The sequence below is a fragment of the Sporosarcina sp. P12(2017) genome (genome assembly GCF_002743035.1).
GTDB lineage: Bacteria > Bacillota > Bacilli > Bacillales_A > Planococcaceae > Sporosarcina > Sporosarcina ureae.
The window spans coordinates 62300-76495 of sequence record NZ_PDYL01000006.1; the positions used below are offsets into that span (position 1 = coordinate 62300).

General features: G+C 42.0%; 15 protein-coding genes. 10 read left to right on the forward strand and 5 right to left on the reverse strand.

Annotated elements, in window-relative coordinates; translation table 11 throughout:
* Entirely contained in the window at positions 1-840 is an 840-nt protein-coding gene (locus CSV80_RS06215; protein WP_099670060.1) for a gluconate 2-dehydrogenase subunit 3 family protein, read from the reverse strand.
* 74 nt (positions 841-914) lie between these two features.
* A complete protein-coding gene (gene tatA / locus CSV80_RS06220) occupies positions 915-1118 on the reverse strand; it encodes a twin-arginine translocase TatA/TatE family subunit (protein ID WP_099670061.1) in 204 nt (67 codons plus the stop codon).
* Between the two features lie 787 nt (positions 1119-1905).
* On the opposite strand from tatA, the gene CSV80_RS18150 reads away from it, so the two are divergent.
* Entirely contained in the window at positions 1906-2127 is a 222-nt protein-coding gene (locus CSV80_RS18150; protein ID WP_143560468.1) for a HepT-like ribonuclease domain-containing protein, read from the forward strand.
* Positions 2128-2336: 209 nt separating this feature from the next.
* On the opposite strand, the gene CSV80_RS06225 is transcribed toward CSV80_RS18150, so the two are convergent.
* Complete coding sequence (locus CSV80_RS06225; RefSeq protein ID WP_099670062.1) at positions 2337-3065, reverse strand: MerR family transcriptional regulator; 729 nt, start codon at positions 3063-3065, stop codon at positions 2337-2339.
* 394 nt (positions 3066-3459) lie between these two features.
* Positions 3460-4083, reverse strand: a complete 624-nt coding sequence (locus CSV80_RS06230) for a hypothetical protein (protein ID WP_099670063.1) — start codon at positions 4081-4083, stop codon at positions 3460-3462.
* Positions 4084-4244: 161 nt separating this feature from the next.
* On the opposite strand from CSV80_RS06230, the gene CSV80_RS06235 reads away from it, so the two are divergent.
* From CSV80_RS06235 to CSV80_RS06265, 7 genes are all read left to right on the forward strand, one after another.
* Entirely contained in the window at positions 4245-4811 is a 567-nt protein-coding gene (locus CSV80_RS06235) for an NADPH-dependent FMN reductase (RefSeq protein ID WP_099670064.1), read from the forward strand.
* 120 nt (positions 4812-4931) lie between these two features.
* On the forward strand, positions 4932-5537 hold the full coding sequence (ruvA, locus tag CSV80_RS06240) for a Holliday junction branch migration protein RuvA (protein ID WP_029053712.1): 606 nt from the start codon (positions 4932-4934) through the stop codon (positions 5535-5537).
* A gap of 19 nt (positions 5538-5556) precedes the next feature.
* Positions 5557-6555 carry a Holliday junction branch migration DNA helicase RuvB gene (gene ruvB, locus CSV80_RS06245; protein ID WP_099670065.1) on the forward strand — a complete coding sequence of 333 codons (999 nt, stop codon included), beginning with the start codon at positions 5557-5559 and terminating at the stop codon, positions 6553-6555.
* Between the two features lie 18 nt (positions 6556-6573).
* Positions 6574-7626, forward strand: a complete 1053-nt coding sequence (gene queA, locus CSV80_RS06250) for a tRNA preQ1(34) S-adenosylmethionine ribosyltransferase-isomerase QueA (RefSeq protein ID WP_099670066.1) — start codon at positions 6574-6576, stop codon at positions 7624-7626.
* Positions 7627-8766: a tRNA guanosine(34) transglycosylase Tgt gene (tgt, locus tag CSV80_RS06255; protein WP_099670067.1), complete on the forward strand. Its 1140-nt coding sequence runs from the start codon at positions 7627-7629 to the stop codon at positions 8764-8766.
* Positions 8767-8813: 47 nt separating this feature from the next.
* Positions 8814-9080, forward strand: a complete 267-nt coding sequence (gene yajC / locus CSV80_RS06260; RefSeq protein ID WP_369802807.1) for a preprotein translocase subunit YajC — start codon at positions 8814-8816, stop codon at positions 9078-9080.
* Between the two features lie 108 nt (positions 9081-9188).
* Positions 9189-9824 (forward strand): DUF421 domain-containing protein, encoded by a 636-nt coding sequence (locus CSV80_RS06265; protein WP_099670068.1) that lies wholly within the window; start codon positions 9189-9191, stop codon positions 9822-9824.
* Here CSV80_RS06265 and CSV80_RS06270 read toward each other — a convergent pair.
* Complete coding sequence (locus CSV80_RS06270) at positions 9821-11338, reverse strand: putative polysaccharide biosynthesis protein (protein ID WP_099670069.1); 1518 nt, start codon at positions 11336-11338, stop codon at positions 9821-9823. The two genes, CSV80_RS06265 and CSV80_RS06270, sit on opposite strands and share 4 nt — an antisense overlap.
* A gap of 131 nt (positions 11339-11469) precedes the next feature.
* Between CSV80_RS06270 and CSV80_RS06275 the strand changes: the two genes are divergently transcribed.
* Together CSV80_RS06275 and secDF are read left to right on the forward strand one after the other, a co-directional pair.
* A complete protein-coding gene (locus CSV80_RS06275; protein WP_158231866.1) occupies positions 11470-11781 on the forward strand; it encodes a post-transcriptional regulator in 312 nt (103 codons plus the stop codon).
* A 130-nt stretch (positions 11782-11911) separates the two neighbouring features.
* Entirely contained in the window at positions 11912-14179 is a 2268-nt protein-coding gene (secDF, locus tag CSV80_RS06280; RefSeq protein ID WP_099670071.1) for a protein translocase subunit SecDF, read from the forward strand.
* Positions 14180-14196 lie beyond the last annotated feature (17 nt).

Here is a 14196-nt window from a genome sequence, read left to right on the forward strand (position 1 = left end):
TTAAAGCCCTTGGTAATTACGTAAACTTGAAGGCTCCATTACAATAAACTCTTCTTCTTCGATTTTATCTAAAAAGCTCATGATTGGCCCAGGGTATTCTTTCATTCTCCAAGCTTCCATATTACGATTTCCACCGTAAACAGGATCTGCATAGACGCCTTCGATTGTTGTTTGACGCAACAAGCTAAAGAAGTCTGAGGAATCTACACCACTGAACTCCACTTCACCTTTTTCAAACATTTGTAAAATTTCATCTTGTTGTTCGGGTTCTAGATTAACAAACCGCTCACCAAATTTATCTTGTGAAGTTTGCTCCATTGCGTTGAGCCCTTCAAGGAAAAATGTGCCTCTCGTCATTTTTGTTTGATAGTTAGCTGTGCCAGCTGGTAATTTCACAACAGTAGATGATGTGATGACTTCATCTTTTTGACGTTTTTCTTCTTGGTAAACGTCAGTTTTTACAACCGATGGGAAAGGACCGTGCATGTAGTCATTCCCATTTCTTCCCCAGTTGCTTGCGCATTGGCGGTCAATGAAATACGGTACGCCTAGTTCAATTGCACCCATTCCGTTTTTATTCTCTGGATAGATTCTTTCAGTTGCAGCAGATAGCAACGCAAAGTCTTCATTCCGACTGAAAAATGTACGTGCATCAAACGAGACGGGTTTATTTACCTGTGATGCCGTTTCTTCCTTCGTACCTTTTTGGAACTGACTCGTTAGCAAACCGCCAAAGAGAGAGCCACCTAAAAGCCCACCAGCGACAAGACCGCCGCTCTTCAAAAACTTTCTTCGACCTAAATCTTGAGTATCTTGATTGGAATTTTTATTGTTCGTCATAGTTTAGTTCCTCCTTCACATTTGTCATTAAATGTGTCGATTTTTGCCGAGGCAGGTTGAATCGCACGGTTTCCTTACTTTGTTGACTCAGACTTTTCTAATTCAGTTTTCTTGTCCTTGTCATCTTCTTCTAAAATACCTTTTGTTGCCTTTTTAAATTCTGCTAGTGTTTTACCGACAGCTGAACCAATTTCCGGCAATTTTCGCGGTCCGAATAAAATTAAAATAATGACTAAGATAATTATTAATCCAGGTACACCGATCGATGCTAAACTCACATAACTCCCTCCTCTTACATTTATTGTGTGTATTTATAACGTATTGGTAGACCTTTGCATATGTACTTATCGGTCGGTAGGTTTTTGGCCCTTATACATGATAGTGTTATTCGACAAAAAATGCAAAGTAATTTTACGAAACTTTTTTGTTAACTCATTATATGAATAAATAAAATAATCTGCCTAAATGATCTAGTGAGAATACTTAGAGATAGAGGTAGAAGTAGCTAGAGTTTTGCAGTTAGCAAATCACTAACCTGAACCGCATAGTCTTAAATAAGAGAGGTGTGATGGAATTTTATTTTGTTAGTTTATGAAATGAAATTGTTCGATGGAAAGCTAATCTATGGCAACTAAAATTATTGTTTACTACGATTTTGAAGAAACAGATGAATGAGGTAATTGTTCCATTTTTAGGCAGATATTAAAAAGATCAAATGACTGTGAATTGCAAAAATAGATTAACGAAAAAATAAAGTATTTAGAAAGATTAAAATTTTCTTATTTTATTAATATAATTAAAATATTATATTGTTTATTTAATAAACGTGACCTATTAGTAGATAAACTTATAGAGGGGGGTGTAGTGAATTCTATTACAGGATAGAATATGTGGTAATTTACTATACGGGGTCAAAAGGTAGAATATCGGCGCAGAAAGTTCACTTTTCGTGCACCTTATAATAAACGAACAGTAGCGCTGTTCAGTGCAATCAATCAAGCATATGGTGTGGTGGGAGTTCTGATTTTTAGGAAGGTGATCGGGGTATAGACAGATGAAGCGAGCATTGACATAGTATGCCATAGTGTCAGTCAACGTAAATTATGCGTTCCTAAGGCTAGTTGCAATGCATTCAAGTGCTTGCTAGAAGAACGTATGATTGGAGAAAACCATGCAAAGTCCTCAATGAATTTGATTGGTTCCCGAAATATATCTATACATGATGATGAACCGCTAAATCTTGATGTTTTAGAAAGGATCAAACATAAACATATTGCAATATCGTAGTCTTTTCAAAGGTAATCTTGAAGTGATAAATCATTATACTTGTACTCTTAGTTATACAATTTTTGTAAGGGGTTACTAAGGCATGGAGCGGGTCGTTTATGAGAGTAGGAATGTAATTGTGTAAATTTAAAAAAATGAAACAGACTTATTCAACTGTAAAAAAGATAGTATAAAGGCTATAGCATGGTGCCATAACCTTTATTGTGGTATTACTTTTTATTTCTTTCTACATAGACGCTCATAGCAGTACACATAAATTTCGCTAAGCCTTCACCAAATTGATCAATGTTTTTGGTGAAACGTTCGTCGTCTACGTACATTTGACCTAACCCCTTGAATGCATCAAGAGAGTAATCTCCCATTTTGTTTAATAAAAGATGCCACTTGGTAATTTTTTCTTGAACCTCTTTGGAGTCAGGGGAGAGATGGCGAATCGCGGCGAGGTTACGAAAAACTTCGTTAAATTTTTCCTGATCGAAGGCAGTCATGTTTTTTGCTTTTTCATTTGCTTCATCCACTGCTTTATCGCCCCACTTTTCTCTTGCTTCTTGTTCATATGGGGTATGGCTAAAGTCAAAGCCTGCGAATTTTTCTTGATTTGACATGTGTATTTCTCCTTTCAAATGTTGAATAGTTTTTTCGATAGTCTCGATCATCTGTTCAAGCCGGCTCTTTTCTTTTAGAAGCATTCTGTGTTGCATTTCAAGCGCTTCTTGTTGATCAAATGATGGACTATCGATAATTTCTTTAATTGTCTTTAAAGGGAAGCCGAGCTCTCTAAAAAATAAGATTTGCTGCAAGGCCTCGAGATTCTCGTCAGAATATATACGATACCCAGCATCAGTGGTTTCTTCGGGAATTAATAACCCGATTTCATCGTAATGGTGTAGTGTGCGCACACTAATGCCTACTAAATCAGCAACTTCTTTCACTTTCATCTTGTTTTGCTCCCTTCACTAGTAAGTTTAAAGTACCCCGTAACGTGAGAGTCAATAACTTTTCTAAAAAAGTTTGAAAAAGCTTAGTATCGTTACTAAAAAAGATCGGTATGACGAAGGTGAAGATGTAAAAAATTACGCGGAACTAGAATATATAGGAGGAAGATGAAGTTAAAATTACTCCGGGAATTTCGCCATTTTTATTTGCCATGACTGAAACAACTAGAAATTATGAAATCGAGGGAATAAAAAAGCGTTTATTGTGTATGGGTGAAGAATTTATTGATAAAAATTACATGTCCAAGTAAATTGAACAAGCTGTCAAATACACTAGATAAGTCCTCATTCCTTTACGAATGAGGACTTATAGGTATGTGAATGCGTTTTTCACTAGTTATTTACGTACTTCCAGCGTCTCCAACATCTGTTCAAATCGTGCCCCATGACCTTCTTGAGCTTCAAGGAAGTAGTTCTCCTTAATGAGCAATGTGCCTCCGTCTACTTCCATCATGTAGATCGTCACGACTTCGCTATCCGATTCTTCTCCTGAAGTACCGTGTAATGAAAGCGCGTTGATTGGCGCAGTAATCGATTTTTCCTCGAGCGGCATACTGTATTCCTGCTCCATATCTTCTTTTACACTTTCTGGAGTTTGATTTTCGACGTATAGAAATGTCATATTCACCTCAGGATAACCTTCAGGCACTTCGTTAATCGGCATGAGCTTGTCTTCTTTTTCACTGGTCTCAAACGTATAACGTTGCGGATCGATGTACAGCGAATACATAGCATCGCTGCCTTCAACGAGGTCCATCGTGATAGTGGAGTCTTGACCTTCAACAGATAGTACAACATCCATCGTAGATTCACGTTCCGGCAACGTCGTCGTATCTTCAGGTGTTTCTTCGATTGGTGTTTCTGCGGGCGGCTTTACCTCTTCTGTCGGTGTATCTGTTGCTGAATTACAGCCGACAAGTAATAGCGACATAGCAAAACTTGCATAAATCATCGTGCGCATTTCGATTCTTCCTCCTTTAGCATGCATAGTAGAACTACTTGATAATGTATACGTTTTCAAGGTGGCGAAGGGTTCAAAAACCGAGCAAATCATTAGAAATAAAAATGAGCAAGCGCTATGATAAGTCTTGCAGATATTAAAACACAAGGGAGATCTTCAGAATGACTATTCGAGTAAAAGCAGTAATTGGAAGTACGAGTTCGACTTCATACAATTTAAAGTTAGTAAATTTCATGGCTGAGCGATATAAAGAAGAATTGGAAATTACACCGGTTCTCATCAATGATTTAGAAATGTTCTCTATTGATATTGAAAGTGAACCACCTGTAGCCGTACAAACATTTAAAGATGACGTGAAAGATTCGGATGCCGTTTTATTCGCAGCACCGGAATATAACTTTTCAATTCCTGGCGCAATGAAAAATGCGTTGGATTGGTTGTCACGTGGCGGCGACTTTACATTACACGGCAAAACGGGCTTTATCGTAGGGGCGTCAATGGGCGTGTTCGGTTCTGTGAGAGCGCAGATCCACTTACGTGAAATTCTTTCTAACCCAGCACTAGCACCTATCTTATTGCCAGGCAACGAAGTATATATCGGTGCTGTTCACACGAAAATGGATGAAGAAGGGAATATTACAGATGAAGCTACCATCGCATTCCTTGATACCGTCGTTCAGAATTTCATCGCATTCCATAAGAAACAACAAGCAATTGCTCAAGCATAAGTAGGATGAATGGACACGAATTTTATGTGTCCATTTTTTTATGTAGGTTTCTGGAGGTTGAACAACTAGAAAACCCGTTCGTATGCTATAATAGCAGGTATACTTTAGGGGGAGAATACTTTGTACGATTACATAAAAGGCTATGTGACACGCGTGACACCTGAATATGTAGTGCTGGAGCAATCGGGAATTGGTTGGCAAGTGATGACACCGAATCCATTTGCGTTCCACGTAACAGAAGAGGTGCAGCAAGTGTTCACGTATTTGCATGTGCGTGAAGATACGCAATTATTGATCGGATTCAAGACACTTGAACAACGTGAACTGTTTCGTAAACTGATTACCGTTTCGGGAATCGGTCCTAAAGGCGCGCTCGCAATACTTGCGAACGGCTTGCCTTCTCAAGTAGTGAGTGCGATTGAGCGCGAAGATGAAGGGTTTCTCGTGCAGTTTCCAGGTGTCGGCAAGAAGACAGCGCGTCAAATGATTTTAGATCTAAAAGGCAAACTTCACGACCTGTTTACCGAAATTGATTTACCGGATTCGGAAGACACGTTGCTTACGCTTGCTGAAAGTGATGAGCTCGATGAGGCGATGCTTGCGTTGACTGCACTTGGATATTCTGACCGTGAACTAAAGAAAGTAAAGCCGAAGCTCGAGAAAGAAGAACTCGATACAGAAGGCTATATGCGACTGGCGTTAAAATTATTATTGAAACAAGGCTAATACGATGGAGGTGGTTCCAATGGATGAACGTATACTGACGAATGAAGCGACGGATTTTGATGATAGTTTTGAACAATCATTACGCCCGCAATTGTTGCAGCAATATATCGGTCAGCAACAGGCGAAAGATAATTTATCGATCTTTATCGAGGCGGCAAAAAAGCGGGAAGAAAGTTTGGATCATGTGTTGTTATACGGTCCTCCTGGGCTTGGAAAGACGACGCTCGCTACGGTAATCGGCAATGAAATGGGTGTTAATGTCCGCATGACGAGCGGTCCTGCTATTGAACGTCCGGGTGACTTGGCGGCAGTTGTATCTTCATTGGAGCCGGGCGATGTCCTTTTCATCGATGAAATCCACCGGCTGAACCGTGCGATTGAAGAAGTGCTGTATCCAGCGATGGAGGATTTCTGTCTCGATATTATGGTCGGAAAAGGTCCGACTGCGCGTTCTGTGCGACTGGATTTGCCGCCGTTTACATTGATCGGCGCGACGACACGTGCAGGGGCATTGTCTGCACCGCTACGTGACCGTTTCGGTGTACCACTTAGACTTGAGTATTATGAAGTGGAATCATTAACGGAGATTGTCATTCGAAGCGCAAATTTATTTGGCGTGGACATCGATCCGTTGGCAGCTGTGGAACTGGCGAAACGCTCTCGCGGAACACCGCGTATTGCGAATCGTCTACTGCGAAGGGTGCGCGATTATGCACAAGTGCGCGGCAATGGAATCATTACGCTTTCAATTGCACAAGAAGCACTCGATATGCTACAGGTGGATCATCATGGGCTCGATCAAATCGACCATCAGTTGCTTCACAGCATGATCGAACGGTTCCGTGGGGGGCCAGTCGGCATCGATACGCTCTCTGCGAGTATCGGCGAAGAGTCAGTGACGATCGAAGACGTCTATGAGCCGTATTTATTACAAATGGGATTTATTCAACGTACATCAAGAGGTCGGATGGCGACGGAAAAGGCTTACGAGCATTTCGGCTATCCGCTTCCTGAATGACAGATAGGAGTTAGCGTGATGGAAGTAGAAGACTTTGATTTTGATTTACCCGAACATTTAATTGCTCAAACACCGCTTTTGGATCGCACAGCGAGCCGTTTACTCGTTATGGGACGAGATAATGGTAACGTTACACATAAGCATTTCCGTGATTTAGTGGATGAACTAGAAGCAGGGGACTTGCTAGTGTTGAACGATACAAAAGTATTGCCGGCGCGTTTGATCGGGACGAAAGAAGAAACCGGTGCGACGATTGAAGTGTTATTGTTAAAAGAGACAGGTGACGACCGCTGGGAAACGCTGGTCAAGCCTTCAAAACGTATAAAAGTAGGGACGATCGTGACGTTTGGTGACGGCTTGTTGCAGGCTGAATGTACTGCACTCGGTGAACAAGGTGGGCGCGAATTCAAATTTAGCTATGACGGTATTTTCTATGAGTTGCTCGATCAGCTCGGACAGATGCCGTTGCCTCCATATATTACCGAGTCGTTGGAAGATCAGACACGCTACCAAACCGTTTTCGCAAAAGAGCGTGGTTCTGCGGCAGCACCTACAGCCGGCTTGCACTTCACGGATGAAATCCTGGATGCGTTGCGTGAAAAAGGCGTGCAGATTGCTTTTATTACGTTGCATGTTGGTCTTGGTACATTCCGTCCTGTTAGTGTGGATACAATTGAAGATCACACGATGCATGCGGAATATTATGTAATGACCGAAGAAACGGCGTCACTTGTTCGCGAGACAAAAGCTAATGGTGGCAATGTAGTGGCGGTCGGTACGACGTCTACACGGACGCTTGAGACGATTGCTTCAGAGAATAATGGAGAAGTAGTCGCAGCAAGTGGTTGGACTTCGATTTTCATTTATCCTGGGTATGAGTTCAAAGCAATTGACGGTTTAGTGACGAATTTCCACTTGCCGAAATCCACGCTATTGATGATGTTATCGGCATTTGCCGGACGCGATCACGTCATGCGTGCATATGAAGAAGCCGTGAAAGAGCAGTATCGCTTTTTCAGTTTTGGGGACGCGATGTTCATCCGCCCTGCTAAAAGAAAGGAACGAGGTTAATTGGCAGCTATTACGTACGAACATATCAAAACATGTAAACAAACAGGTGCGCGACTTGGGATTGTCCATACGCCACACGGTTCATTTGAAACACCTGCTTTCATGCCTGTCGGAACACAAGCTACGGTAAAAACGATGGCTCCGGAAGAATTGCAGGCAATGGGTGCAGGCATTATTTTAAGTAACACGTATCATTTATGGTTACGTCCGGGGAATGAAATCGTCAAAGAAGCGGGTGGATTACATAAATTCATGAACTGGGATCGTCCCATTTTGACTGATTCCGGCGGCTTCCAAGTGTTTTCTTTAAGTAAATTCCGTGATATTAAAGAAGAAGGCGTCCATTTCCGTAATCATATTAATGGAGATAAGTTGTTCTTGAGTCCAGAAAAAGCGATGGAGATCCAAAACGATCTTGGAGCAGATATTATGATGGCGTTTGACGAATGTCCTCCATTTCCTGCGACGCATGAATATATGAAAGCCAGTGTCGAGCGTACGTCACGATGGGCAGAACGTTGTCTTGAAGCACATGGACGCCCAACAGATCAAGGGTTATTCGGTATCGTACAAGGTGGCGAATTTGAAGATCTTCGTAAGCAAAGTGCACGTGATCTAGTATCGATGGATTTCCCAGGCTACGCAATCGGTGGATTGTCTGTCGGGGAACCGAAAGGTATTATGAACAAAGTGTTAGACTTCACGACACCATTGCTTCCGCAAGATAAGCCGCGTTATTTGATGGGTGTGGGATCTCCAGACTCATTAATTGACGGTGCAATCCGTGGTATCGATATGTTTGACTGTGTCTTGCCGACACGGATTGCACGTAACGGTACGTTAATGACAAGTGAAGGTCGTGTAGTTGTCAAAAATGCGAAGTATGAACGAGATTTTGGTCCACTTGATCCGAACTGTGATTGTTATGCGTGTAAAAACTATAGTCGTGCCTATATTCGTCATTTAATTCGTGCGGGTGAAACATTTGGCATACGATTGACGTCCTATCATAACCTGCACTTCTTGCTGAATTTAATGGAGCAAGTACGTCAGGCTATACGTGAAGATCGCCTCGGTGATTTCCGCGAAGAGTTTTTTGAGCAATACGGCTTCAACAAACCGAATGCAAAAAACTTTTAAATCTTGTATAATAAAATTTGATGCTTTAGGAAGGGGGAAAATCTATAATGATGGAACAATACGGTGGTATTTTCACACTAGTCATCATGGTGGCTATTATGTGGTTTTTACTAATTCGTCCTGCTCAGAAGAGACAGAAAGCAGCGAAAGAGATGCAAAATAGTTTAAAGCGTGGAGACGAAGTAGTAACAATTGGTGGTATTCACGGTACTGTGGATGCAGTAGATGAAACGTCTATTTTCTTGCGTGTATCTGATACTACAGTTTTGCGTTTTGACAAGCAAGCGGTAGGCAGAGTCGCAACAGCGTCATAAGTAAAAGCGGTGATCTATTGGTATATCCATAGATTTCCGCTTTTTTATTTAGTCACGTATAGAAAAATGATCTGCCGGCACACTAAGTGTGAAGGAGGCAGATTCGCTGTGCATGAGTTACTAATTATCGGATTGCGTACGGTGTTTTTATATATATTTCTTCTTGTGATATTACGAATTATGGGAAAACGGGAAGTCGGTGAACTGGGCGTTATAGATATCGTCGTCTTTATCATTATGGCGGAAGTAGCTGCGATGATTGTAGAATCTCCCGATAAACCCATTTTTAAAGGGATTCTTCCTATTCTCCTATTGCTGGTCATTCAATATATATCCTCCATGATTTCATTGAAAAATAAGAAGTTTCGTGATCTAGTCGATGGTGATCCAACGCTGATGATTCGACATGGAGAGATCCAGGAAGATGAAATGCGTAAACAGCGTTATAATCTTGACGACTTGTTTCAACAGTTACGAGAGAATCAAGTCGGTTCGATTCATAACGTGACGTTTGCGTATCTCGAATCTTCCGGAAATTTATCTGTATTCACTAAAGACGGTGACCAGCCCATTGTCGGACTGGTGCTCGACGGTGAAATGCAGCCGGAGCATCTAAAATTGATCGGCAAGACGGAAGACTGGTTGCTAAAAAAGTTACGTGCTAAAAATATTACCGATTTGAGCACGATTTTCTATTGCTCATATGAACAAGACGAAATTAGAGTCCAATTGAAAAAGGATTAATAGCGTTTAACTAAATTCCGTAACATGACGAAATCCTGCGTTTTGATTTGTCTTGTTAGCAATAATAAAGCGAACAGCACACCTGACGTAATGGCACATTCGATAAATAGATGGTGCGAACCGATTGGAATAAAAATCGGACGAATGACGACGGTCAGCAAGAACACGATATAGGTCATCGCGAACATCGAAAATCCAGTAGCGGTCGATTTGTTTTGGCGGAGTGTGGCAATATGCAAGAAAGATGTCACGAGTACACCGAAACCGATTGCGAGAACGGCACCCGTTTCTTGAAGACCTGGTTGCGATGCTAAAATGAACATCACCGCAAGTTTTGCGATCCCTCCGTAAACGGAGTTCATCATGCCGGCTTTCGCATCACCTGTTGCCTGCAAAATGGAATAGAGAGGGCTTTGAATATAATAAAAGAAGAAAATGGGTGCGAGCAACGTCATATAGCTGCCACCTTCTACAATATGGAACAACTTCTCTGCGAGTTCTTGGCCGTGCATATAAAATACCGTAGCCGCAAATGCACCAGTTAAAGCGGATAAACGCAATGCTAAATGAATGCGTTCTTGCAATTTTTTGACGTTACTCGAAGCGGCTGCACCACTTACGGCTGGAACGAGCACGACGGATAATGCGTACGGAATGAATGCTGGAAACAATAATAACGGAATAAGTACCCCTGAAATGACTCCATACAATGAAGTGGCCGCTACCGTTCCAACGCCTGCCATGGAGAGTGCGCGTAAAAAGATGATGGGTTCAAGAAACCATGTGAAAGTACCAAATAGCCGACTGCCTGACGAAGGAAGCGCCACCTCAAGGATGGGCTCCATCGGATAGCGCGGTTCATTTTTCTGTGGCTTCGGATGTTTCTTTTGTTGTTGACGGTATTTGTATAGAAGATAAAGTACCGACACGACTTCGGCGAGGAATGTCACAGCCATCGCGTACGCTGCATTCATCATGGGATCTTCTGGAGCTAGAATGTATGGCAGCATCCATGTGATCAATAAAATACGAAAGATTTGCTCAATCACTTGTGCCCATGCGGTTTCTTCAATACGTGAAATCCCTTGGAAATATCCTCTGATTAACCCACCAACTGAAGCGATGGGTACGATGGCGAGGGCTACATATAATGCAGTGGAAGTTGCGCTATTACCGAGTAAAGTCTCGGCTAGAAAAGGAATGAACAGGATACACGCAGGAATGAAAACTGCGCCAGATAAAATAGTGATAAATGTGGCGGTTCTCATAACTTGTCGCAATTGTACGGTGCCGCCTTGTGCTTTTAATTCCGCTATCACCTTCGCGATTGCGATTGGTACACCAAGCTGTACTAAGGAGAGGAAAAAGATGAATGCCGGGTATGCGGTCATATAGATCCCGACCGTTTCTTCTCCTGCTACCCGCATAAATTGAATTCGATAGACGAAACCGAGTAATTTTGATAAAAACACGGCCGCCATCAAAAAAATCGTCCCCCGAATAAATGATGACATCCTACACCACTCCTTCTGATTTGCCAGGTTTTCCAATACAATAAGAATGCTTGGGCTAAACCCAAATATAGTTAAGTGTATGTGATATAATCAAGTTTATTCCGGAACTATACACGAGGGGGGAAGTGGCATTGGATCAACAGTTGACAGACTTATACAGACAGTTGCTCCCTGCACTAGAAAGTAAAAAGCAAGAATTGACGTTTTACGGCTACTCGGAGATTACGGAGGAAGATTTACTGAAATATGTAGTAGAGAAAAAGTGGCGAAAAAAAGATATTTCTGCGATGCGTTCTTATGAAATGATTTCAGATGTATTGACCATTACGGCAGCACAGTTCATGACCCATACGCAAACCGAGGCTCAACGCCACAGTGAAGACGTGTTGGAGCTGAGTAAAGAAGAATGGTCTGTGTTATTTTCGCCTAAAAAAGCGGAATGATTTGCAATTCCTATCATGAAGTATTTGACACAGACAACCTACTGTTTCATAATTGGTATGTTGTACAATGAGAGAAGAAAGTACATAACAGGTGCTATGCCGCTCTAGTATATGAGGGGGAAAAGGAAATATGAAAAACAGAGGAAGGATCGTCGCGTTTTTGCTGCTCATCGTTATTTTAGCATCAACGGTATTTTCCACGACGAGTCCGATTTTAAAAGATGTCAAGTTAGGCCTTGACTTACAGGGTGGTTTCGAGGTTCTGTATCAAGTGAAGCCATTGAAAGAAGGACAAAAGATCACGGAGTCAACGGTTGCCGATACGGCACGTGCGTTGACGAATCGTATTGACGTGCTCGGTGTAAACGAACCAAGCATCCAAATCGAATCCAACAACCGAATCCGCGTTCAGCTTGCCGGGGTAGAAGACCAGGAAACTGCCCGCGAATTATTATCCACCCAAGCCAATCTATCATTCCGTAATGCGAATGATGAATTGATGCTTGACGGAAATGATTTGAAAGAAGGTAAAGCAAAAGCCAATTTCGATGAAAATAACAACCCTGTTGTTACATTGGAAATGAAAGATCCAAATAAATTTGGAGAAGTTACATCTGAAATTGCAGCAATGAAGCCCGATAACATGCTAGTTATTTGGTTGGACTTCATCGAAGGTGAAAACTCCTTTAAAGAAGAAGCTGCAAAACCAGAACCTGCTTTTATCTCGGCTCCGTATGTGTCTAAAACGATCAACTCTTCAAGCGTCGAAATCTCAGGTAACTTCACTATTGAAGAGACGAAAAACCTGGCTGGTATTTTGAACGCAGGTGCCTTACCTGTTGATTTAGAGGAAATTTACTCGACTTCTGTCGGTGCGCAATTTGGTGAACAAGCACTGGATAAAACGATATTTGCTGGAATTATCGGTGTTAGCTTAGTCTTTATCTTTATGGCACTCTATTACCGTTTGCCAGGGCTTATCGCAGTTGTCACACTCTCTGTTTATATCTTTTTGATTTTGCTAGTGTTCACATTAATCAACGGTGTGTTGACACTACCTGGTATCGCGGCATTAATGCTCGGGGTCGGTATGGCAGTCGATGCCAATATCATCACCTATGAGCGGATCAAAGAAGAATTACGTGTCGGTAAATCGGTTAAAACATCCTTTACGGCCGGAGCGAAGTCTTCGTTCACCGCAATCCTCGACGCGAACGTCACGACACTCCTTGCAGCAGTCGTATTGTTCATTTATGGTACAAGCTCTGTTAAAGGTTTCGCGACCATGCTCATTATTAGTATTTTAGTTAGTTTCCTAACAGCTGTTTGGGGATCTCGTCTATTGCTTGGACTACTCGTTCACAGTGGATACCTCGACAATAAAGTTAGCTGGTTTGGACTGAACAAGAAACAAGTGCATTCAGCGGATGAAGGCTATGAAACACTTGATCTCACGACGAAATTTGACCGTTTTGATTTCGTTCATTCAAGAAAACGTTTCTATACTCTTTCTATCGTCTTATTGCTCGTCGGGGCCATTATGCTCGGTGTCTTCAAGCTCAACTTGGGAATCGACTTCTCAGGCGGTACACGCGTGGAAATCCTTGCTGAACAGCAGCTCGATGAAACGGAAGTAACGAAACTACTTGAAGAGATCGGCCACCCAACGTCCGACGTTGTCATTTCAGGTGATGACAAGAACATTGCGGTTGCACGATATAAAGAAGACTTCGGACAAGAAGAAGTCAATAAAATTAAAAAAGAGTTGTCTGAAGAATATGGCGCGGAACCAAACGTTTCAACGGTTTCCAATACGGTAGGGAAAGAGCTCGTACGCAATGCGATTTCTGCACTAGCAATTGCTGCTCTAGGTATCATCATCTACGTAGCGTTCCGTTTCGAATGGCGCATGGGTCTAGCGGCAATTCTCGGTTTACTGCATGACGCGTTCTTCATGATTGCGATCTTCAGTATTTTGCGACTTGAAGTAGATATCACATTCATTGCGGCGGTACTGACGATTATCGGTTATTCTATCAACGATACGATCGTCACCTTCGACAGAATACGTGAAAACTTGAATCGCTCGAAGCATATTAGTACTGACGACGAGTTGGCAGCGATCGTCAATAAATCATTGCGACAGACACTTGGCCGTTCGGTTAACACGGTTCTGACAGTCATCTTCGTCGTAGTGGCATTGATGGCACTCGGTGCAGAATCAATTCGACCATTCTCCGTCGCTCTATTGATTGGTTTGCTGGCAGGTACGTATTCTTCCATCTTCATCTCTGCTCAACTTTGGTTCGATCTAAAGAGAAAGCAAATTTCGAAGAATGGTGGAATGAAAGTAGAAAAAGAGAAAAAACAATGGGGCTCAGACGAACCTGTTGTGTAATACGTTTGAACTATATA

What these genes read in the sequence shown, in the direction of transcription:
- CSV80_RS06235 (WP_099670064.1), top strand. Translation starts at nt 4,245, where the DNA reads ATGACTATTCGAGTAAAAGCAGTAATTGGAAGTACGAGTTCGACTTCA.
- yajC (WP_369802807.1), top strand. Translation starts at nt 8,814, where the DNA reads ATGATGGAACAATACGGTGGTATTTTCACACTAGTCATCATGGTGGCT.
- ruvB (WP_099670065.1), top strand. Translation starts at nt 5,557, where the DNA reads ATGGATGAACGTATACTGACGAATGAAGCGACGGATTTTGATGATAGT.
- CSV80_RS06225 (WP_099670062.1), bottom strand. Translation starts at nt 3,065, where the DNA reads ATGAAAGTGAAAGAAGTTGCTGATTTAGTAGGCATTAGTGTGCGCACA.
- CSV80_RS06270 (WP_099670069.1), bottom strand. Translation starts at nt 11,338, where the DNA reads ATGTCATCATTTATTCGGGGGACGATTTTTTTGATGGCGGCCGTGTTT.
- queA (WP_099670066.1), top strand. Translation starts at nt 6,574, where the DNA reads ATGGAAGTAGAAGACTTTGATTTTGATTTACCCGAACATTTAATTGCT.
- secDF (WP_099670071.1), top strand. Translation starts at nt 11,912, where the DNA reads ATGAAAAACAGAGGAAGGATCGTCGCGTTTTTGCTGCTCATCGTTATT.
- CSV80_RS06215 (WP_099670060.1), bottom strand. Translation starts at nt 840, where the DNA reads ATGACGAACAATAAAAATTCCAATCAAGATACTCAAGATTTAGGTCGA.
- CSV80_RS06230 (WP_099670063.1), bottom strand. Translation starts at nt 4,083, where the DNA reads ATGCGCACGATGATTTATGCAAGTTTTGCTATGTCGCTATTACTTGTC.